General features: G+C 58.1%; 20 protein-coding genes. 15 read left to right on the forward strand and 5 right to left on the reverse strand.

Annotation, left to right across the window (positions count from 1 at the left end; all coding sequences use genetic code 11):
• Positions 1-185: 185 nt before the first annotated feature.
• The 6 genes from ACFOSS_RS02035 (at position 186) to ACFOSS_RS02060 (ending at position 3,767) form a co-directional block, all read left to right on the forward strand.
• Complete coding sequence (locus ACFOSS_RS02035; RefSeq protein WP_377150343.1) at positions 186-1,145, forward strand: DUF3298 domain-containing protein; 960 nt, start codon at positions 186-188, stop codon at positions 1,143-1,145.
• A 24-nt stretch (positions 1,146-1,169) separates the two neighbouring features.
• Positions 1,170-1,457, forward strand: a complete 288-nt coding sequence (locus ACFOSS_RS02040; protein WP_377150344.1) for a hypothetical protein — start codon at positions 1,170-1,172, stop codon at positions 1,455-1,457.
• A 196-nt stretch (positions 1,458-1,653) separates the two neighbouring features.
• Positions 1,654-2,052, forward strand: a complete 399-nt coding sequence (locus tag ACFOSS_RS02045; RefSeq protein WP_377150345.1) for a hypothetical protein — start codon at positions 1,654-1,656, stop codon at positions 2,050-2,052.
• A gap of 69 nt (positions 2,053-2,121) precedes the next feature.
• Positions 2,122-2,427, forward strand: a complete 306-nt coding sequence (locus ACFOSS_RS02050; protein WP_377150346.1) for a hypothetical protein — start codon at positions 2,122-2,124, stop codon at positions 2,425-2,427.
• Between the two features lie 55 nt (positions 2,428-2,482).
• Positions 2,483-2,986, forward strand: a complete 504-nt coding sequence (locus ACFOSS_RS02055) for a hypothetical protein (RefSeq protein ID WP_377150347.1) — start codon at positions 2,483-2,485, stop codon at positions 2,984-2,986.
• Positions 2,987-3,011: 25 nt separating this feature from the next.
• Positions 3,012-3,767 carry a hypothetical protein gene (locus ACFOSS_RS02060; RefSeq protein ID WP_377150348.1) on the forward strand — a complete coding sequence of 252 codons (756 nt, stop codon included), beginning with the start codon at positions 3,012-3,014 and terminating at the stop codon, positions 3,765-3,767.
• Positions 3,768-3,836: 69 nt separating this feature from the next.
• On the opposite strand, the gene ACFOSS_RS02065 is transcribed toward ACFOSS_RS02060, so the two are convergent.
• Both ACFOSS_RS02065 and ACFOSS_RS02070 read right to left on the reverse strand, forming a co-directional pair.
• Complete coding sequence (locus tag ACFOSS_RS02065; RefSeq protein WP_377150349.1) at positions 3,837-4,625, reverse strand: lysozyme inhibitor LprI family protein; 789 nt, start codon at positions 4,623-4,625, stop codon at positions 3,837-3,839.
• 73 nt (positions 4,626-4,698) lie between these two features.
• Complete coding sequence (locus tag ACFOSS_RS02070) at positions 4,699-5,493, reverse strand: lysozyme inhibitor LprI family protein (RefSeq protein WP_377150350.1); 795 nt, start codon at positions 5,491-5,493, stop codon at positions 4,699-4,701.
• A 341-nt stretch (positions 5,494-5,834) separates the two neighbouring features.
• Here ACFOSS_RS02070 and ACFOSS_RS02075 point away from each other — a divergent pair, with 341 nt between their 5' ends.
• Positions 5,835-6,344: a hypothetical protein gene (locus ACFOSS_RS02075; protein WP_377150351.1), complete on the forward strand. Its 510-nt coding sequence runs from the start codon at positions 5,835-5,837 to the stop codon at positions 6,342-6,344.
• 157 nt (positions 6,345-6,501) lie between these two features.
• Here ACFOSS_RS02075 and ACFOSS_RS02080 read toward each other — a convergent pair whose 3' ends face one another.
• Complete coding sequence (locus ACFOSS_RS02080; RefSeq protein WP_377150352.1) at positions 6,502-7,941, reverse strand: 6-phospho-beta-glucosidase; 1,440 nt, start codon at positions 7,939-7,941, stop codon at positions 6,502-6,504.
• A 329-nt stretch (positions 7,942-8,270) separates the two neighbouring features.
• Between ACFOSS_RS02080 and ACFOSS_RS02085 the strand changes: the two genes are divergently transcribed.
• Positions 8,271-8,717, forward strand: coding sequence for a pyridoxamine 5'-phosphate oxidase family protein (locus ACFOSS_RS02085; RefSeq protein ID WP_377150353.1), 447 nt, complete (start codon positions 8,271-8,273; stop codon positions 8,715-8,717).
• A gap of 47 nt (positions 8,718-8,764) precedes the next feature.
• Here ACFOSS_RS02085 and ACFOSS_RS02090 read toward each other — a convergent pair whose 3' ends face one another.
• Positions 8,765-9,694 carry a LysR family transcriptional regulator gene (locus ACFOSS_RS02090; protein WP_377150354.1) on the reverse strand — a complete coding sequence of 310 codons (930 nt, stop codon included), beginning with the start codon at positions 9,692-9,694 and terminating at the stop codon, positions 8,765-8,767.
• Between the two features lie 133 nt (positions 9,695-9,827).
• On the opposite strand from ACFOSS_RS02090, the gene ACFOSS_RS02095 reads away from it, so the two are divergent.
• The 5 genes from ACFOSS_RS02095 (at position 9,828) to ACFOSS_RS02115 (ending at position 15,258) form a co-directional block, all read left to right on the forward strand.
• Positions 9,828-11,831, forward strand: a complete 2,004-nt coding sequence (locus ACFOSS_RS02095; protein ID WP_377150355.1) for an FUSC family protein — start codon at positions 9,828-9,830, stop codon at positions 11,829-11,831.
• A gap of 2 nt (positions 11,832-11,833) precedes the next feature.
• On the forward strand, positions 11,834-12,031 hold the full coding sequence (locus ACFOSS_RS02100; RefSeq protein ID WP_377150356.1) for a DUF1656 domain-containing protein: 198 nt from the start codon (positions 11,834-11,836) through the stop codon (positions 12,029-12,031).
• A gap of 15 nt (positions 12,032-12,046) precedes the next feature.
• Positions 12,047-12,934, forward strand: coding sequence for an efflux RND transporter periplasmic adaptor subunit (locus tag ACFOSS_RS02105; RefSeq protein ID WP_377150357.1), 888 nt, complete (start codon positions 12,047-12,049; stop codon positions 12,932-12,934).
• Positions 12,935-13,444: 510 nt separating this feature from the next.
• Positions 13,445-13,993 (forward strand): hypothetical protein, encoded by a 549-nt coding sequence (locus tag ACFOSS_RS02110; protein ID WP_377150359.1) that lies wholly within the window; start codon positions 13,445-13,447, stop codon positions 13,991-13,993.
• A gap of 554 nt (positions 13,994-14,547) precedes the next feature.
• Positions 14,548-15,258 (forward strand): hypothetical protein, encoded by a 711-nt coding sequence (locus tag ACFOSS_RS02115; RefSeq protein WP_377150360.1) that lies wholly within the window; start codon positions 14,548-14,550, stop codon positions 15,256-15,258.
• 130 nt (positions 15,259-15,388) lie between these two features.
• Here ACFOSS_RS02115 and metK read toward each other — a convergent pair whose 3' ends face one another.
• Complete coding sequence (gene metK, locus ACFOSS_RS02120) at positions 15,389-16,543, reverse strand: methionine adenosyltransferase (protein WP_377150361.1); 1,155 nt, start codon at positions 16,541-16,543, stop codon at positions 15,389-15,391.
• A gap of 288 nt (positions 16,544-16,831) precedes the next feature.
• Between metK and tkt the strand changes: the two genes are divergently transcribed.
• Complete coding sequence (gene tkt, locus ACFOSS_RS02125) at positions 16,832-18,826, forward strand: transketolase (protein ID WP_377150362.1); 1,995 nt, start codon at positions 16,832-16,834, stop codon at positions 18,824-18,826.
• Positions 18,827-19,246: 420 nt separating this feature from the next.
• A complete protein-coding gene (locus tag ACFOSS_RS02130; RefSeq protein ID WP_377150364.1) occupies positions 19,247-20,410 on the forward strand; it encodes a phosphoglycerate kinase in 1,164 nt (387 codons plus the stop codon).
• Positions 20,411-20,441: the final 31 nt, after the last annotated feature.

Here is a 20,441-nt window from a genome sequence, read left to right on the forward strand (position 1 = left end):
ATAGATTTAAAAAATGAGGATGAATCATAACTTCATCATCTAATTAATTCGCTGTGTTTTAGCTTCTTAATCCTATGCCGCTGATTTAATTCATGCGTGCGATTACGCTGTTCTAATCGCACCGACGTGCTATTCCGGCCGGATTAATAACTTTCCGTCAGCATATTACATAACAGGAAGGAACCGTGCGTTACATATTAGGGTTGATCATGGCGAGCCTGTCGGCTCCCGCCATGGCTTTTGACTGTGCCCAGGCTAAAACCGGCGTCGAGCACGCTATTTGTAGTCATCAGACCCTCAAGGCAAAGGATGAAGCATTAAATAAAAAATATCAGGCTCTGCTCGGCGTCAGCGAAAATAAGCAGCAGATCAGGCTGTCGCAGCGGAAGTGGCTGGCGGAGCGGGATGCAAGCTGCGGCGGTGATAGCGTCGAGTCGACACGCGTCGATTGTCTGGAGGAGATCACCGACCGGCGTTTACGCTATTTCTCACCTCTGCGAATTCAAGGGGCTGATGCTGTGCTGGAGTTGCTGCCTTATATTGGTTTTCAAAAGGCCAATACCAAAGAGGCTCGTACGAATGTGGATATTGAATTGTTCAAATTCAACCGGCCGACAACCAAAGGACCGCAACAATTTAACGCGCGCATGGCAACCATTATTCGTGAGGCAACCTGGTTTGCCGAACCGGCCGAAGAAGCGGATAGGTATTTCATCTCCATGCAGGCAGATATAAATGACTTCTCGCCAGCCTTCATATCGGTGACGATCATCGACGGCTCCGGTTATCCGCATACCGCCGGCGCTCAGGGCGGCGTGTCTACCGTTAATGTGAATCTCAAGGAAGGGCGGGATGCCGAATATGACGACGTCTTTAATGCTGCAGCGTTGGATTTAATAAAAAGCAGCTGCGATAAACAAATCCGCGACAACAAGGCGGAGATGGGCATCGAGCCCGACAGAGCCTCCTACCTGCCGGATATTGAACGCAAGGCTTACGATATGGACGCATGGGTGCTGACCAGGCAGAGCGCCACGCTACTCTTTGCTGCCTATGAATTGGGGGCAGGAGCAGAAGGGAGTTATGAATGCAGCTTCAGCGGTGCGATATATCGGAGCATGGTCAGCAAGGATGTTTTTGAATGAGCAATGCGTGGCAGGTGAGGCGGAATGTCAGTCTATAACAAACTCCTCATAGTGTGGCTGGCTGTTTTCTGGTTAGTCTGCCTTATCGGGCTGGCGGCATACTGGCTCTCCAGTCTCTTCGCGCTGGCGGGGCTGTTGCTGCCCTTGATGATTAAACGTTACCTCGACCGGCTGACGTGCCCGCACTGTAATATGCCAGTGACCTACCAGGGAGAAATAGTCGGTGTCGCTTATTATGGCGGCTTCCTGAACCGGGTCTGCAGAAAGTGCGGTGGACGACTCGACGTCGACTCCATGGCGCTGGGTAAATAGGTGAACCTTCAGGTCCTCGCCGGGCGGGGCCAGGTTGCGTCTTTACGCCAGAGATGGCCTATGGGCAGGCGTGGCTTATTTTCTGTCATGACGGGGCTGGCGCCGATCCAATTTAAAAACCAGGCGGTGCCGCGCAACAATATTCCACCGCAGGCGCTGACATGTTGATAATGACGCCGGCAGGCACAGGGAAAAAATGAATTTAGTTATCGTCCTGGGGGGACTGCTGTTCACCCCGGTTGTCATCGGCATCGCCAATGACCGTTTGTGTGCGGGCAGGATGAAACGTTATCTCAGGGCGCTGCTGTCGGCTCTGGTGGTTTACCTGTTTATCATCGCCTCGGCGGTGTATCGCCAATATGAATTGGACAACACCCTGGCCTCGTTTGATCTGAATGGTGATGGCGTATTTTCGGGGAGCGAGATCACCCCGCAACAAGACAAGGCCATGCTGGATGTGATTGCCGATACGGGCCGCACGCTGGCACCCTTCACCGGGGCTGTGTTCTCGGTCTGCTATTTTTTGCTGTTATGGCTGCTATTGACGCTCTGGTCAGGGTGGCGCAGGGGGAATCGGCGCCATGGGGGGGCATGAATTGCCACCTATCGCGGATATGGCTGGTGTCGAGTGGCGGATGGCCGGAACGGTCAGAGGGCGGGGATGATGTCCCGAAAAGGGTTGTGGCTTGCCACGGTTCTGCTGCTGACTGTGGTGGGTTATCTGTTGCTCTGGCATGGGGCTGTTTATCTGGAGAGCGCACAACGCGCAGGGATAACTGACATTATCGCGTCGAGCGAGGTGGTTGTCGGCTCGCTGCTGTTGTGGCCCGTGGTAGGGTATGGCTGGATAACGCAGTGGTTGACCGGTCAGTCAGGGCATATTGGTCTCTGGCTGCTCGTCGGGCTGCAGTCGGGCGGTTATCTGGCGCTGTATTTTCTGTTCCAACGTTGGCGATCTGCTCGCCCCTGATGGGCACGGGTTCGGTGTGATAGCCGATAAATGACACGGTATAGGAACAACAAGCATGCCATCGTCACCGCAAGCGCCCGAGACGGGCTATTACTTTAACCTGTTCACCCAGGCCCGGCGCTTCAGGGTGGGGCTTGAACAACGCCGCTGGTGCGACCTGTGGCATCAGCACTTCGATGTACAAGGGATAGGCAATCTCGGTTGGCCACATCGCCACCGCCACCTGACGGCGCTGTTCACGGCACTGGCTGGCGCCCGGCGGGAACTTGAGTCGAGCAAGCAGCCCTATCAGCTGTTTGCCCTGGTTCATCCGCGGGACTCGGCAAGCGACGCCTTGGTTGTTCACACCCCCAATCCCCATGGCAGCGTGTTTCCGTACGCGCTGGGCGGTCAGCCTCTTACCCGGCTGCCCCCCTGGCTTGGCGCTGTCATGACGCCGGGCCGCTACACAGTGCGGGTTGCCCGCTATGACGGGCAAACACGCTATATCATTCAACCCGCTCTGCAGTCAGAAGGCGGATCGGGCGTAGTGGCTCGTTGCCGGGCCTCCGGCCTGTGATAGCCGCTAAATCAGCGAGGTACCCATGAGTGAACGGATCCGCTGGACCTATGCACCGCCGCGGACGCGGGCGGCGCGGCAGGCCTGGCATGAGGCGCTCCCGCTGTGGCGGCGCTCACTGTTCCTGTCGCTGCTGATCACGACGCTGATCTGGCTCGGCGCCAGTGCCATCTCCACCCGGCTGCCACTGCCGTTGGCCGGGTTTGCCGCGGTGGCGGGGGGCGTGCCCTGTCTGCTGCTGTTAATGCCGCTGGCCGCCTTCGTGTTACCCGAGCAGCGCTATCAACTGGATGCGTCCGGACTGTCGATTAATGGCAAACGGCTACCCTGGCGGCATGTCGTGGCGTTCACCCACGGCCGGCAACCTCACACCCTGCTTATCGCCCAGAGCACAGGCGAGACGCTTGAGGTGCATTTGCCAGCCCCGCCGCTGGCGGATTCAGTGATGAATGGCTTCCGGCAGTGGTCGCCGGTGGCAGCGCGCCCGACCTTCAAGGTGCTGCGTTTTTCGCCTGGTGAGGTCAGCGTGTTACTGGTGGCGGTCACCGGCAACGCGCTGCTGGCCAGTCTGCTGTTCAGCCTGTTTCGAACTCAGGTTCAGCCGCATCTGCTGGGCTGGCTGGGGCTGGCTGCGCTACCCGCTGCACTGTTCGCTGCGGGGATGGCGCGGCTTTGGCATCCCGGTTTCACGCGGCTTCCGCTGCCGATGGCAATCATCGGCTTTTGTCTGTGTAGTGCGCTGACGCAAATCTATGTGTTGGCTTTCTTCGTCCGGACTTAGGTCTGGCTCAGGCCATGCGCCGCGATGAGTGTGAGCACACCACGCCTGACTACGACACATGTGGCAAGGTTACCGGGCCGGTGGACAGAGGGTTTTGGCCGACAGGCGGTGGGCAAATGTCACTATGCGTTCATCGTCGATAGAGATCTTGGGCGCATCAATGCCGATGGCGCTCTGTAATTGGCTGGTATCGACGGCGGTGACGGTCTGCTTGCTCACGCAGTAGGCGGTTATTGCTGTGGAAATCGCGGATCTCCCGTCACACAGATAGTTGCTTTGCCTGGCCACCACGGCGATGCCGTGATCATTGCGGATGACCTCCTTGGCTAGCTGATAACACACATCTGTGATGTTCTGCCATGCGTAATCGCGCTCTTCCAGGTAGAGCATCCTGGCCACCGGTTCGGTTGGCGTGTGGCGATAGCCCATACGGCGCAGGTAGTCTTCGCGCAGCGCCTGCTGTTGCGCCTTGGGGAGCCGGTACAATAGCTCATACAGGCGACTGGCAAAGGCATTGTGGACTTGTTCATACTCGCGAAAACTGTCTTGCTCGAAGGTTTCACCGTCGAAAAAAACGCTATTTTTTTGCTCGTCGCGAAAGTTGTTTCTGGCGTTTAGCCAGGTGCGTTGTTCGGCGATCAGGGCTTGCGGCTCGACCGCCTGTTTGAGCAAGCGGCGATAGCTGTCATGGATGATCTGATCGGCAAGGGCCAGTTGGGGATCGTCACAAATCTGTTTTTCGATCTCCAGCCTGGCACGCTGGCAATCAAACGACGGGCCGATGTTCTCTTCTGCCGAGCAGTTGAGGGATATCAGCAGCAGTAGCAACCCGCTGCGGTATGCGGTGGAATGGATCATTTTTCATCCTTGATAAGGCAGCGCGCTGCTGCGCCAGTATCTGAATATCCACGGCCATAACCAGTTAGCATGGTTATTTTGTCGTGCCACACAGGGTGTTGGTCGACAGGCGATCGGCAAACGCGATGAGTTGGTCATCATTCTGATCGGCTGGATTCTGAGCAGCTTGGACACGCTCGAATTCGTTATTTAGTGGCGAGGCATCCACCTGGGTGAGCTGGTTATGGTTGATGCAGTAGACCTCAAGCGACGTGCCACTCCATGAGGTGCCGCCACACTGATAGGAATAGGTATTCATCACGACAGCCAGACCGCGATCGTTGCGGAGAACATCCCACGTTACCCGGTTGCAATCATTGGCTAAGGTCTCGAAGGCATAATTTCTCTCCTGCTGATCGATCCATTTAGCCACCGGATTGGAAGGTGGGTTCCGAAATCCCATTTGCCTTAAGTAGTGCTCTCGCAGCTGCCGTTGTTGTGAGGGGGGTAGCTGTTCAAACAGCTCGGCTATCCGGCTAGCAAACGCATCGTACAGTTGAACAATTTCGTCATAGCTACCCGCGATAAATTCCTGATTGTTGAAGAAGCGCTGGTTGCGATTGTTGTCGCGGTAGTGATTTCTCGACTGCAGCCAGGCACGTTGTTCGGCGATGAGTTTATTCTTATCCGGACTCAGCTTGAGCAAGGCCTGATAGCAGTCATGAATGAATTGATCGGCCCGCGCCAATACGTCGTTACTGCAAATATCCTGTTCGATCTCCAGCCTGGCACGCTGGCAATCAAACGACGGGCCGATTTTCTCTTCTGCCGAGCAGTTGAGGGCAAGCAGCCAGAATAACCAGCAAAATTGTCGGGAGGGGGCGGCCATATTTCGTCCTTGAATGATGGGGCCGGGCTAAGGTAGCGCATCCATTTGAAACTTGACAGCAGGATTTACCGGCACGGTTAACACAGGGATGGCGCATCGACGGTAGAAAGACAACCAGGCCCGGCATTGCCGGCCTGGTTCGTTATATTTAAGGAAATAGATTCAGACGAGGTCAGTACACTATTTCGTATTAATGTGCGGTGTAAGAGTGGGTAAGGGATTGGTCACATAATTTTAGTAAAAAAACTCGATTTGTTTTTTGGTTGTTGATGTCTTGATTAAAGTTAGACTTTTTAATCAGTCAACCAATTCATCAAGCAAAAAATCATTCATGAGGCCCCATGATTAACAAATATCTTCGTCTTGCGTCTGTGCTGCTAGCAATGTCGACACTGACGGCATGTGCCAATAAACCCTTCGAGCCGGTGCCTGAAGGATATACAGGTCCTGTTGCTGATATTACCGATACCATTGATAACCAGACAGGTACCTCTGCGTACATGTATGTGGTTTATCAGGTGGATTATAAGCCTGTGGCGAACAGTATTGCTGCGTCATTGAATAAGAGTTATGGAAACGGAGCAATTTTGACATCGGAGTTGATTTCACGTCAGGTTCCAATCGAAAAAATTGCACTGTCTGTCATGGCCAAGAAAGTCTACGCCGCACCCGTGGGGAGCTGGATTAGTGAAAATCCGGTACCAGTGCAGGGTAAATTCACATTTACGCCCCAGGCAGGACATAGTTATTCCGTGAAAGGCGTATTAGGGATGGAGAGCTCTGTGGTGCAATTGGTTGATGATATAGATGGAACTATTATTGCGGAGGCCAAGGCCACAGCCGCGGACTAAATAAATTAACTATCTGATTCGGATAATTCAGCCTTAACAGGTTATTTATCGATGATATGAATATAACCAGGCCCGGCATTGCCGGGCCTGGTTCGTTATGGCGGGATGACAAACCGGCGCGCCGGTTACTTCGCTCCGCGTTACCAGTCGCGGCTGGTTACAGCTCGCGGCCGTTGCTGGCGATGACCTGCTTGTACCAGTCGAAGGATTGCTTGCGCAGGCGGGCACCGCTGCCGCTGCCGTCGTCGTGCAGGTCGACATAGATAAAGCCGTAGCGCTTCTTGTATTCGCCGGTGGTGAACGAGACCAGATCGATGCAGCCCCAGGGGGTGTAGCCAATGAGATCGACGCCATCGAGGGTCACCGCTTTGATCATCTCGCGGATATGGGCGCCCAGGTAGTCGATGCGGTACGGGTCGCGGATCTCGCCGTCGGCGTCCGGCTTGTCGATGGCGCCAAAGCCGTTCTCGACGATAAACAGCGGCCGCTGATAGCGCTCGTACAGGCAGTTCAGCGCGTAGCGCAGGCCGACCGGATCGATGCTCCAGCCCCAGTCGCTGCTGCTGATGTGCGGGTTGGCCACCGAGTAGGGGGAGCTGGCGTCCTGGCTCTCGGCGATGGATTTGGCTTCTCCGGCCTGCACCGTGTTCGACATGTAGTAGCTAAAGCCGATGTAATCGACGGTGCCGGCGGCCAGGATGGCGGCATCGTCCGGCGCCATCTGGATGTCGAAGCCACGGCGTTGCCAGTCGAGCAGCGCGTAACGGGGGTAGGCGCCGCGCACCATCACATCGGTGAAGAAGTAGCGGTCATGCATCGCCTGCTGCGCCAGTACCACATCGTCCGGGTGGCAGGAGTAGGGGTAGTAGGGAGTGAAGGCGCACATGCAGCCGATTTTCAGCGCCGGATTGAGATCGTGGGCGAATTTGACGACTCGGGCGCTGGCGACAAACTGGTGGTGCACCGCCTGATACATGGCCTGGCGCGGATCGGCCTGCTGGCTGAAGCGGACGCCGGAGCACATCCAGCCGAACAGATCCGAGTCGGTGTTCATCTGGTTGTTGATCTCGTTGAAGGTCATCCAGTAGCGCACCTTGTGCTGGTAGCGGCGGATCACCACCTCGGCGAAGCGCACGAAGTGGTCGATGACGGCGCGATCCAGCCAGCCGTGGTTGTGCTGCGCCAGGTGATAGGGCATCTCGAAGTGGCTCAGGGTGATCACCGGCTCGATGCCGTGCTTGAGCAGCTCGTCGAACAGATCGTCATAGAACTGCAGGCCGGCCTCGTTCGGTTCCATCTCGTCGCCGCGCGGGAAGATGCGCGTCCAGGCGATGCTGGTGCGGAAACACTTGAAGCCCATTTCCGCCAGCAGCGCTATGTCCTGTTTATAGGTGTGGTAGAAGTCGATGGCGGTGTGGTTGGGGTAGAACTCGCCCTCGACCACGCCGTCGGTGATGCGGCGCAACACGCCGTGAGCGCCGCCGGTCAGCACGTCGGCGACGCTTGGTCCTTTACCGCCCTGATCCCAACCGCCTTCGAGTTGATGGGCCGCGACGGCGCCGCCCCATAAGAAGTCTTCTGGCAATGAGTGTTGCATAACGCCTCCGCGTGGTTGTCTGTTGCAAATGAGGTGTCGCTGCTGTGGCCGCTGTCGGCTTCAGCCGCGAGGAATGAACGGCATGATGCCAGTCTCCGTACAGCAATGCAACCGGTTGCGTTGAGCTTTCCGACAGCGTGCATCCAGGTCATTTCGCTGAGTCGGCCCAGCGATGAATCTTCAGTATGGTGTGTTCTGGCTCGTGCTGCGCCTCGGGGGAGGGCTGGCGACCCTCCGGCCCGGAGTTGTGATGCGCCGGCGCGACGGCTAGTATCTGCGGCGCTAAACGGCGCACTGCCGCGCCGAATACCGAAGCAAAGGAGAGGGGCATGACGCCAATTCCGGGCAAGATCGCCGAATTTTTACAACGCCATCATGTGTTGAGCCTGGCGGTGCAGGATGCACAAGGGCTCTGGGCTGCCAGCTGTTTTTATGCTTGTGATCTGGCGGCGGGCCAACTGATTGTGCTGACGAGCCTGAAGACACGCCACGGCCAGCAGATGACGCAGACGCCCGTCGTGGCCGGCACCATCAGCGGACAACCCGAGCACTGGCGCGATATCTGCGGCCTGCAGTTTACCGCCCGCGCACAACTGCTCGACGGCGCCGAGGCCGACGCGGCACTGGAGTGCTTTGCCGTGCGTCACCCCATCGCCCGGCTCAAGCGCACCGATATTTGGGCATTGCGCCTTGGGCAGCTCAAATACACCAGCAACGACTACCTGTTTGCGCAGAAAACCCACTGGCAACGCGACGGGCAGGTCGAGGCCGAGTGACAGGCACGACACGCAAGCGGTGACCAGGCGCGGCGGGTGGCAGGGGGTTATTCCGGCACCACCTCGATGGCGGCGCCGGCATGCTGGGCCTGCAACAGGTAATGACGGATCGCGGCAATCGCGTAGCGCACCTTGGCGGGCAAAGCCTCGCGGCTGGTGGTGACCGCATACAGGTTGACCTGGGGCAACTGCCACTGCGGCAAGACGCGCACCAGACTGCCGGCGGCGAGCTCGGGCTGGATATCCAGCTCGAAACGGTGAAACAGCCCCAGGCCCTGCAGATTCAGCGTGGCTAGGGCCTGGGACTCATTGCCCTGGATGCGGCCGTTCAGCTCCAGCACCCGCTCCTCGCCACTGTGCAGGTGGGTGAACGGAAAGCGGGTCGGGTTGTTGCGGCTGGTGAGGATCAGCATCTGGTGCTGTTGCAGATCTTCCGGCTCGGCCGGGGTGCCCATGCGCGCCAGATACGCGGGGGCGGCAACCAGCACATAGCGCAGCGAGCCGAGCTTGCGCGCCACCAGATTCGAGTCTTCGGCCTCGCCCAGCCGGATCGCCAGATCGACGCGTTCGGCAATCAGATCGACCGGATCATTGGTCGACAGGATGCGCAGTCCGAGCTGCGGATAATCCAGCAGCAGCGGTGCCAGCGCCCGCCCCAGGTGCTGGGCGCCGAACATGATGGTACTGGCGATGCGCAGTTCGCCGCCGGGGGCATCCTGCTGCGCCGCCAGCAACGCCTCGGCCGCCCGGGCTGCGTGCAGCATCTCGCGACAGTGTTCATACACCCCTTCACCCACAGTGGTCAGTGTCAGCTGGCGGGTGGAGCGGTGCAGCAGCACCACGCCGGTCTCCTGTTCCAGCTGGCGCACCTGCTGGCTGACCGCTGACGGGCTCATCTCCAGCAGCCGAGCCGCCGCCGTCATCGAGCCGGATTCCACTACCTGCGCAAACAGCGCTAACCGTTTCATCTGTTCCATTATGAAGCCCTGCTTAATACTCCATGCAGCAAATGGCCTCTATTCTAGTGGCTTTTAAAGTAATACTGTAAAAACAAGTTCAGGGCATGACCGTTTGTCCTCTCTCTTTCTACTGGTTTCCCAAGTTATTCTGATGTCTCTGCATACATGGCGCTCCCATCCGGCTACGCAGGAGTGGCTGTTCGCCATCAAGGTGTTCAGCGCGGCGATGCTGGCGTTTACCTGCTCTATCCACCTGGGACTGGAGCGGCCCTATTGGGCCATGATGACGGCCTATATCGTCGCCCAACCGTTTGCCAGCTTGAGCCTGATCAAAGGCACGTCACGGCTGGCCGGTACCTGTGTTGGCGGTATGGCGGCGCTGCTGCTGACCACGTTGTTTGTACAGTGGCCGCTGTTGCACCTGACGGCGCTGGCGCTGTGGCTGGGCTTGTGCATCTTTCTGTCGCTGCTGGAACAGAGCCTGTTCAGCTACGCGTTTCTGCTCAGTGGCTACACGGCGCTGTTTATCACGCTGCCGTATGTCGATCACCCCGACACCCTGTTCATGGTGGCGCTGAACCGGGTCGAGGAGATCGCCATCGGCATCAGCTGTTATCTGCTACTGGATCTGCTGTTGTGGCCGCGGCGTACCGATGCCCGCTTTCTGCAGCAGTTGGCACAGTGGCAGCAGCAGTTGCTCGGCTGGCAGCAACAGGTGTTGCACGGCGCCGAGGCGGGCGAGAGTCAGGCTGCCGCCAATGCGATGGGCCCGGACACCCTGCTGCTGCAATTGGGGCAGCTGGAGCAGTTGCGTCCCCAGGCGCTTAGCGATTCGGCACGGCTGCGCGCCCATCAGGCGGTGCTGATTGAATTACACGGCGAACTGCAGGCGCAGCTGACCCTCGGCCTGGAATTGAGCGATTTGCTGCACGCCTTGTCGGCCGAGCAACGACAGGCGCCCCAGCTGCAGGCGTTGCTGACCGAGGCGCAGCAGGCACTGGTGACATTGCAGCGTGGCGCGCGCCTGGGCGCGCCGTCGCCGGCGTTACAGACGCTGCAGCAGGCCTATGAGCTGACACCGGCCTCGCGACTGGCGGCGCTGCTGGGCTACTGGTGGCAGAGTCACCATCTGCGCCAGCAGTTGCATGATTTGCTGGAGCAGGCACCGACGCGCCGTCGGCGCGTGCGGCGCAGCCATCCCCATGTCGATGTCGGCCGCGCGCTGCAGGCAGCTGCGACCGGATCGATCTCGCTGCTGCTGTGCGGCCTGGGCTGGATGCTGACCGGCTGGTCGAGCGGCTATCTGGCGGTGATGATGACCGGGGTGGCCTGCTCGCTGTTTGCCGCCAGCGATAACCCGCTGCTGCCGGCCAAAGGCTTCTTCATCGGATCTTTGCTGTCGATTCCGATTGCCGGGCTATTGTTGTTCGGCCTGCTGCCATGGGTGGATGATTTACCGGGTCTGATCGCCGTGCTGCTGCCGTTCTTTATCTGGGGCGGGCGGCGCATGGCGCGCCCCGCGACGGCAGCACGCACTGTGCCGCTGGTACTGGGCACGCTGGCGATGCTGACCTTGAACAACGATGCGCGCATGAGCTTTACCACCTTCCTGAACATGGGGGTGGCGCAGCAGGTGGGGATCGGCATCCCGCTGTTGCTGACGGGTGTGCTGCGCCGACTCGGCGCCCAGGTACAGCTGCCGCGTCTGCAGCGTGCGCTGGAGCAGGCGTTGCTGCGCGTCTTGCTGCCGGGCAGTGGCGTGACGCGGGCCGGGTTCGAGAGCCATGGCCAGGCAATCCTGCTGGGGATGGTACAGCGCTGTGGTGATGAGGCGCGCAGCGTACTCGGTGGCGGCGGCGCGCTGATCCGCATGGGGCTGGGCCTGTTGCGGCTCGAGAGCCAGACCGGACACCTGTTGCCGCACGGACGAAAAGCCCTGCAAGCCAGCCGCGAGGCACTGAGGGCGTTTTTTACCCTGCCACCGGTTCAGCGTGCGTCGGGGTTTCCCGTTCTGCTGCAGACCCTCGAGCAGAGTCGTCAGTACCTGTTGCAACCGGCGGGGGCGACGCCGCCGGCCGCCTTGCAGCAATTTGACCATCTGCTGCTGGCGTTACGGCTGCACCAGTCATTCTTTATTCGCGCATTTCGGAGGTAGGCATGCTGGAGCTGGATTTGGGCGGCCTGTTGTTGTCGCCATTGTTGTTGGCCGGCTGTCTGGCACTGCTGTTGCAGCCGCTGATCCCGGCGGCCTGTTACCGCTGGCTGTGGCATCCGCAGCTGGCGCGACTGGCAGTATTGGTGGTGAGTATTTGGGGCCTGTGGCAACTGCTGCAACAGCTGCCGGTCATGATGTAAGAGGTAAGCATCGCGATGCGTTCATTCTGGATCCTGTTGCCACGGGTGGTGGCAACCCTGTTGTTGGTTGGCGGCGCCGTGTTGGCGGCGGTACATCTGTACGACTATTACGAGTCGGCGCCCTGGACCCGCGATGCGCGGGTGCGGACCGAACTGGTGCGCGTGGCCGGTGATGTCTCCGGTTTTATCCGCGAGTTGCGGGTAGTGGATAATCAGCATGTTCATCAGGGCGATCTGTTGTTTGCGATTGATCCCAGCCGTTTTGCGCTGGCGGTGGCGCAGGCTGAGGCCAATGTTGAACGCCTGACCCTGACTCAAGCACAAAAGGCGCGGGACGCCAGCCGGGCACAAAAGTTGAACCAGATGATCAGTGAGGCGACGCGCGAGCAGACGATTTCCGAGGCGCGTATCGCCGCTGCCGAGCTGGAACAGGCCAAGGTGGCGCTACAACAGGCGCGGCTGGATCTGACGCGTACCCAGGTGCGGGCACCGTGCGATGGCTATGTCACCAACCTCAAGCTGCATGCCGGCGACTATCTGCAGGCGGGCAGCCCGGTGCTGGCACTGCTCAGCGCAAACGAGTTCTATGTCATCGGCTATTTCGAGGAGACCAAGCTGCCTCGGGTGCAACTGGGGGCACCGGTCGAGGTGCGCTTGATGGGGGTGACGACACCGCTGCGTGGCCATGTCAGCAGCATTGCCAGTGGCATTCAGGATGATGTGCAAAGTGGCAGCCAGGGTGAACTGGCGGCGGTGAGTCCGACCTTTGAATGGGTGCGCCTGGCGCGACGCATTCCGGTGCGCATCGCCCTGGAGGCGTTACCCGCCGGTGTGCTCCTGGTTGCCGGCCAGACGGCAAGTGTCGAAGTGATGACCAGCAAGCAGGCCAGCAGCGGCTTGTAACGGCCGCCGTGGAAGGCGTCACGCACACCACCATCAGACGCCGCTGCCGGGGCGGGTGAATCTCGCGGTGTGGCCTTTGTCACCGGGTTGCGGTGATGAGGTGCCGGGTAAGCGCTGGTTGGCCGACAGTCAGGGCTGCGGCTATGTAAAGTTGTGCAAAGGAGCGCCGAGTGATGTGAGAGACGCTCGACTGGTCGGATTTCGAGCAAAATGTGCCGTAACCTGGTTTACCTCGTTTTTTCCGATACGTTAAAAACAACAAAATCGGCATATGTTTTTTTAACCTGCTTTTTTCGCGATTAGTGTAAAGAAAACCGAATTGGCTACTAAAACGCCTTTTTTATACTCGTTTAATGTGATGTGCGTCGCAATGCCGTGGTGTGAACAGGGGGGATTGCCAACTTGTTTTTCGCCTGAAATGATGCCGCGGACATCGGCGCTGTCGCGCTGCTGCCCGGAGAACACAGAACATTACAACGATTGGCAAAATAGGTGAGAAGTATGCTGAGCATGAACAAGCTGATGCTGGTTTCCGCAATAAGTTTCGGTCTGTGCGGCAGTGTGATGGCGGCGGATGCCGTCAACTGCCATAACGTCCGCAACGGTAACCATGCCGACTGTGCCCGTACCAAGGTCAACATCAACCAGCGCAATGACGTGGTGGACTGCAGCAATGCGGCCAATGGCAACAAGGATGAGTGTGCGCGCATCAAGGTCAACGCTAACCAGCGCAATGACGTGGTGGACTGCAGCAATGCGGCCAATGGCAACAAGGATGAGTGTGTGCGCATCAAGGTCAACGCTAACCAGCGCAATGATGTGGTGGACTGCAGTAATGCGGCCAATGCCAACAAGGATGAGTGTGCGCGCATCAAGGTCAACGCTAACCAGCGCAATGATGTGGTGGACTGCAGCAATGCGGCCAATGGCAACAAGGATGAGTGTGTGCGCATCAAGGTCAACGCTCACCAGCGCAATGATGTGGTGGACTGCAGCAATGCGGCCAATGGCAACAAGGCCGAATGCTCCCGTGCCAAGTTCAATGTGCGGCACGGTTGAACGAGCCTACAACCTACAACAACCGGATAATAATAAACGCCATGCAACCTGTCCCGGTCTGACCGGACAGCGAAGAACACGATGACCATGCACCGCCCTCCGCTACCGGCGTGACCGGCAGCAGAGAGCACGGCAAAAAACTGGTCTGCCTATTTTGCTGGCAGAAAACAATAACGACAAATCAACAGACAGGCGGCCGACACCGCCTGTCTGTTTTTGTTTTGCCGGCTGGAGCGGGAGGCGCGCGCCGGTTAAGTGCGGCCTTGCCCCCAAATCAGAGCGTAATGATTGGGTCTGGCAACTAACTCGGTTAGTATCAACGCCTTATCGCATGAGGTGGGCATGGCCCGTCGCTCAGGCGGAGTGGATGAGCGCGCCGGGCCGGGTGTTGGTTGTCATGGCAGATGCGGCTCGGCGTTTGTTGATGGATTGGATGACGATAAGGGGCTCTTTTGCGCTATTTAGTCGTTTTGCTGCTGGGCGTTCTGGCCGGGTGTGCCTCCCGGGTCCCTAACGGGATTTACCAGGATCAATGTCCGGATGATCGTTGCACCATGCGTCTGTATGTCGGGCGCGAACAGGTACCTTGTGCGCTGGTGGTCCGGGTTGGAGAGAAGGGGCTGTTGCGAGCCTGCGAGTTAAACAGCCTGGGTGAGGATAACTACTCGATGTTGCTGATCAGCCAGACCGCGGAGGGCGACATCAAGATCAGTCGTGATCGACCAAAGTTGCATTATGACCGTGGAGAGCGTTCAGTCCTGTTGCACCTCACCGCCAGGAACCCGGCAGATAATCAGGATATTACGCTGCGCTTTATTCCCGGCAGCGAAAATCCCGTTTTCAATCCGCCATGGCCGGCTCTGGCCGCCGCAGACCCTGACGACGAGGCACCGGATCTGGGGATGAGTGATGATGCGCTGGCCAAGGCACAGGTTGGCTCCTGGGTGATAGCCCCCAAGGATGCTGATTACAGCAAGCATGGCTTCATCAGCGTTTATCACGCCAACGGCCAGGTGGATGGTTATGCCTACGCCGATGTGGCTTGCCAAAAACCGACCAGAACCGTGCATGGCCACTGGAAGATTGAAGCCGGCCAGCTGAAGTTGACCATCAGTGGCAGCTCGGATCCGGAGGCTTATCCGGTGGGGGCCGCGACGACCGACACCATCATGCAGGTGGGTAACGACAAGCAGGTGCTCAAAGCCAGTGACGGCACTTATCTCTATCGCTTGAAGCGTGATACCTGCGTAGTGCCTAAATCCTGATCCCTGGCAGAGGGGCAAGATGAGGGTGTAAGAAGGGGATGAAAGAATAGGGCGTAAAAATAGGGCGTAAGAACAGAACAAAAAAAGAGGAGGCCAGGGCCTCCTCTTTTCAATGCTGTGGAGCTTGGCCTTATTTCAGACCCGCCGCATCACGCAGCAGTGCGGCTTTGTCAGTCTGTTCCCACGGGAACTCTTCGCGACCGAAGTGACCGTAGGCGGCTGTGGCCTGATAGATGGGACGCTTCAGATCCAGCATTTCAATCAGGCCATAGGGGCGCAGATCGAAGAATTGACGCACCAGCTTGATCAGCTCGGACTCATCCAGCTTGCCGGTACCAAAGGTTTCGACGCTGATCGAGGTCGGCTCGGCGACGCCGATGGCGTAAGAGACCTGGATCTCGCAACGGTCGGCCAGTCCGGCGGCGACGATGTTCTTGGCCACATAGCGTGCGGCGTAGGCAGCGGAGCGGTCAACCTTGGACGGATCCTTGCCAGAGAAGGCGCCACCACCGTGACGGGCCATGCCGCCGTAGGTGTCGACGATGATTTTGCGGCCGGTCAGGCCACAGTCACCCATGGGGCCGCCGATGACAAAACGACCAGTCGGGTTGATGAAGTACTTGGTATCACGAGTCAACCATTCAGACGGCAGTACCGGCTTGATGATCTCTTCACGTACCGCTTCAACCAGATCGTCATAGCCAATGGCTTCGTCGTGCTGGGTAGACAGCACGACGGCATCGATACCCTGGATCTTGCCATGGCTGTCGTAGGCAAACGTGATTTGACTCTTGGCATCCGGACGCAGCCACGGCAGGGTGCCGTTCTTGCGCACTTCGGACTGACGCTTCACTAGACGGTGGGCATAGGTGATCGGTGCCGGCATCAGTACGTCGGTTTCATTGGTTGCGTAACCGAACATCAGACCCTGGTCGCCGGCACCCAGCTCTTTGGGATCCTTGCGGTCAACGCCCTGGTTGATATCCGGGGATTGCTTGCCGATGGCGCTCAGTACGGCGCAGGAGTTGGCATCGAAGCCCATATCGGAGTGAACATAACCGATCTCGCGCACCGTGTTGCGCACCAGCTCTTCGATATCAACCCAGGCGGAGGTGGTGATTTCACCACCAACCAGGACCATGCCAGTCTTGACGAAGGTTTCACAGGCGACACGCGCCATGGTGTCTTGCGCCAGAATGGCATCAAGCACCGCATCGGAAATCTGGTCGGCAATCTTGTCGGGATGTCCTTCAGAGACAGATTCGGAAGTAAACAGTCGGGCCATGATTCTCTCTACTGTTCGGGCGACGCCGGGCATCGCGAGTGGAATAAGGGTTGTGAATAGATGTATTCACATCTGGACGTCTATTCTATTTTCACTGTGTCGCCTTTGCCAGCAAAAAATAGTCCAAAATCGAGCCCATGCCATATAGATGCATCCTTGCTCGGCGATAACGCTTGCGTTCGCATAACAACTGCGCAGATTCGAGATAACATTTGCGCAGCAACAGGGTGTTTGGGACAATACGCGCCCCAAACTGGCATAGAGCAATTAAGACCCCAGGAGTTACAGATGCCTTCTCGTAAAGAGTTAGCCAATGCCATTCGTGCATTGAGTATGGATGCCGTGCAAAAAGCCAATTCCGGTCACCCGGGCGCCCCGATGGGGATGGCCGATATCGCCGAAGTGCTGTGGCGCGACTATCTGAAGCACAATCCGAGCAACCCGAAGTGGGCCGATCGTGATCGCTTCATTCTGTCCAACGGTCATGGTTCCATGCTGCTGTATTCCTTGCTGCACCTCGCCGGTTATGATCTCTCCATCGACGACCTGAAAAACTTCCGCCAACTGCACTCCCGTACGCCGGGTCACCCGGAATACGGTTATGCGCCAGGCGTGGAAACCACCACCGGCCCGCTGGGGCAGGGCATTACCAACGCGGTTGGCATGGCGCTGGCCGAGAAGGTGCTGGCCGCCCAATTCAACCGTCCGGGTCATGATGTTGTTGACCACTACACCTATGTGTTCATGGGTGACGGTTGCATGATGGAAGGGATCTCCCACGAGGCCTGCTCCCTGGCCGGTACCCTGAAGCTGGGCAAGCTGGTCGCCTTCTGGGATGACAACGGCATCTCCATCGATGGGCACGTGGAAGGTTGGTTTACCGACGATACGGCTGCGCGTTTCGAATCTTATGGTTGGCATGTCATCCGTGCCGTGGATGGTCACGATGCCGAAGCCATCAAGGCAGCCATCGAGGCCGCGCGTGCCGAACAGGACAAGCCGACGCTGATCTGCTGCAAGACAGTGATTGGTTACGGCTCGCCGAACAAGGCCGGCTCTCATGATTGCCACGGTTCACCGCTGGGGGCAGCGGAAATCGCTGCCGCACGTGACTTCCTGGGTTGGAACCATGCGCCGTTCGACATTCCGGCTGACATTTATGCCGAGTGGGATGCCAAGACAGATGGTGCCGTGGTTGAACGCGAGTGGAGCGAGCGTCTGGCTGGCTACCGCGCTGCCTATCCGGAGCTGGCAGCTGAATTTGAACGCCGTATGGCCGGTGAATTGCCAGCCAACTGGGCGGCCGATTCCGCCAAGTTCATTGCCGAACTGCAAGCCAATCCGGCCAAGATCGCAACCCGTAAGGCCAGCCAGAATGCACTGGATGCCTTCGGCGCCCTGTTGCCGGAACTGCTGGGCGGCTCTGCCGACCTGGCTCCAAGCAACCTGACCATCCACAAGAGCTCCAAATCCATCACGCCGAACGATGCCGCTGGCAACTATGTGCACTATGGTGTTCGTGAGTTCGGTATGTCTGCCATCATGAATGGCGCCGCCCTGCATGGTGGTCTGATTCCGTACGGTGCGACCTTCCTGATGTTCATGGAATACGCCCGTAACGCGGTGCGTATGGCGGCACTGATGAAGCAACGCTCCATCTTCGTCTACACCCACGACTCCATCGGTCTGGGTGAAGATGGCCCGACGCACCAGCCGGTCGAACAAATCGCCTCACTGCGTTTGACGCCGAACATGAGCACCTGGCGTCCGTGTGACCAAGTCGAATCAGCCGTAGCCTGGAAGTACGCCATTGAGCGTCAGGATGGCCCGACGGCACTGATCTTTTCCCGTCAGAATCTGGCACAGATGGCTCGCAACGAACAGCAACTGGCCGATGTGGCCAAGGGCGGTTATGTGCTGAAGGATGCGGCCGGTACCCCGGATCTGATCCTGATCGCAACCGGTTCGGAAGTTGAACTGGCCATGGCGGCGGCTACCGAGCTGGAAGGCAAGGGCCGCAAGGTACGTGTGGTTTCACTGCCTGCGACCGATGTGTTCGATGCTCAAAGCGCCGAGTACAAGGAGTCGGTACTGCCGGCGGCTGTAACGCGTCGCGTGGCCATTGAAGCCGGGATTGCGGATTACTGGTACAAGTATGTCGGCCTGAACGGCAAGATCATTGGCATGACCAGCTTCGGCGAGTCGGCTCCTGCCGAATTGTTGTTCAAGGAATTCGGTTTCACCGTCGACAACGTGGTTGCTCAGGCTGAGTCCCTGTTCTGAGTACGACGTCATGCATAACGGGAGCTTCGGCTCCCGTTTTTTTTGCATAAAATCCCGTCTGACTCTCGCCTTTACCGGTCAAGCCAAGTAAACTCGTTGCGCCGCAGCGGCAAAGCCGTTGTCTGTGATGCAGGTGGAAAATCGTTTGAACCGTCCCTGCGCCATGTCACATTTTGTTACCGGTTTTTCTGCTTGTGGCCTGATATGCGTCAAGACGCAAGGGCAGGGGTTGTGGCTAAATGCCCGCCTGCCGCCGAGAGACGGCGTTTCTCTCCCCTCTTTTTACTGTCTGGTCACTGCACGAGACAGTTGGTACTCCGCGATGGGCCGGATGCCCGTACGGTTGCCACCCATGAGACCTGAGGTCTGATGGGAAAAACAGGCTCATTGTTTTGTCTGAAAATCCATAGAGGACTGAATATGTCTGTTATCAAAATGACTGACCTGGATCTGGCTGGTAAGCGCGTACTGGTTCGTGCCGACCTGAACGTACCTGTGAAGGATGGTAAGGTTACCTCCGCCGCTCGTATCGAAGCCACTCTGCCGACCATCAAGCTGGCTCTGGAAAAGGGCGCCAAGCTGATGATTACCTCCCACCTGGGTCGTCCGACCGAAGGCGAGTACAACGAAGAGTTCTCTCTGCTGCCGGTTGTTAACTATCTGAAAGACAAGCTGTCCTGCCCGGTCCGCCTGGCCAAGGATTACCTGGATGGTGTAGAAGTTGCCGCCGGTGAGCTGGTCGTTCTGGAAAACTGCCGTTTCAACAAGGGCGAAAAGAAGAACACCGAAGAGCTGGCCAAGAAGTACGCTGCCCTGTGTGACGTCTTCGTTATGGATGCGTTCGGTACTGCTCACCGCGCTGAAGGTTCTACCTACGGTGTGGCTCAGTTCGCTACCGTTGCCTGTGCCGGTCCCCTGCTGGCTGCTGAGCTGGAAGCACTGGGCAAGGCGATGGACAAGCCGGCTCGTCCGATGGTTGCTATCGTCGGTGGTTCCAAGGTTTCTACCAAGCTGACCGTACTGGAATCCCTGTCCAAGATCGCTGACCAACTGGTGGTTGGTGGTGGCATCGCCAACACTTTCATCGCCGCGGCTGGCCACAACGTTGGCAAGTCTCTGTGCGAGCACGATCTGATCGACACCGCCAAGAAGCTGGCTGCAGAAACCTCTATCCCGGCTACCACTGACGTGGTGGTGGGCAAGGAGTTCTCCGAATCTACTCCAGCCGTCACCAAGTCTGTGGCTGACGTTTCCGATGACGATATGATCTTCGATATCGGTCCGGATTCTGCCAAGGCTCTGGCTGACATCATCATGAATGCCAAGACCATCCTGTGGAACGGTCCGGTCGGCGTGTTCGAATTCGACCAGTTCGCCAAGGGCACCGAGATCATCGCCAAGGCGATTGCCGAATCTCCGGCCTTCTCTATCGCTGGCGGTGGTGACACCCTGGCCGCTATCGACAAGTTCGGTATCGCGGACAAGGTTTCCTACATCTCCACCGGTGGTGGTGCCTTCCTGGAGTTCGTAGAAGGCAAGAAGCTGCCAGCTGTTGCCATCCTGGAAGAACGCGCTAAGGCCTAATGCCTGATAAACGGGAGGATTGAACCTCCCG

The organism is Pseudaeromonas sharmana, assembly GCF_042649925.1.
GTDB lineage: Bacteria > Pseudomonadota > Gammaproteobacteria > Enterobacterales > Aeromonadaceae > Pseudaeromonas > Pseudaeromonas sharmana.